1 protein-coding gene and 1 pseudogene are annotated in these 530 nt (G+C 50.6%); both read right to left on the minus strand.

Annotation, left to right across the window (positions count from 1 at the left end):
- A pseudogene (locus CKO11_RS17345) lies at positions 1–224 on the minus strand (F0F1 ATP synthase subunit alpha); the annotation flags it as partial.
- Between the two features lie 12 nt (positions 225–236).
- Positions 237–530 (minus strand): ATP synthase F1 subunit delta (gene atpH, locus CKO11_RS17350; RefSeq protein WP_223641562.1); only part of this gene is annotated, 294 nt, incomplete at its 5' end.

The raw sequence follows: 530 nt of genomic DNA on the forward strand, positions 1-530 counted from the left end.
ACAACTGCACCTACGGAGTCGCGCTCCAGGTTCAGTGCGATAGCGTAACGGTTACCCGGCAGGGAAATCATCTCACCCTGCATACAATCGGCCAGGCCGTGGATGCGGATAACACCGTCACTTACAGAAACAATAGTACCTTCGTTGTGAGCTTCACTCACAACACTGAACTGAGCAATGCGCTGCTTGATCAGTTCGCTGATTTCGGTGGAATTCAGTTGCATGCTCCAGTCCCCTTAAGACTGCAAGACGTCTGCAAGGCGTTCAAGACGGCCGCGTACGCTACCATCAATGACCATATCACCCGCACGGATGATAACACCTGCCATTACAGACTTATCGATTTTGCAATTCAGCTTAACTTTGCGTGACAGACGTTTTTCCATCGCGGCGCTGATTTTCGAAAGCTGTTCTTCACTCAGTGCGGTCGCAGAGGTCACTTCGACTTCTGCGATAGCCTCGCTGGCTGCACGCAATTGAACAAACTGCTCAAGAACATCAGGAAGCACTTTAAGACGACCATTTTCAGC

It is taken from the genome of Rhodobacter sp. TJ_12 (assembly GCF_020023995.1).
In the GTDB taxonomy this organism is placed as follows: domain Bacteria; phylum Pseudomonadota; class Alphaproteobacteria; order Rhodobacterales; family Rhodobacteraceae; genus Rhodobacter.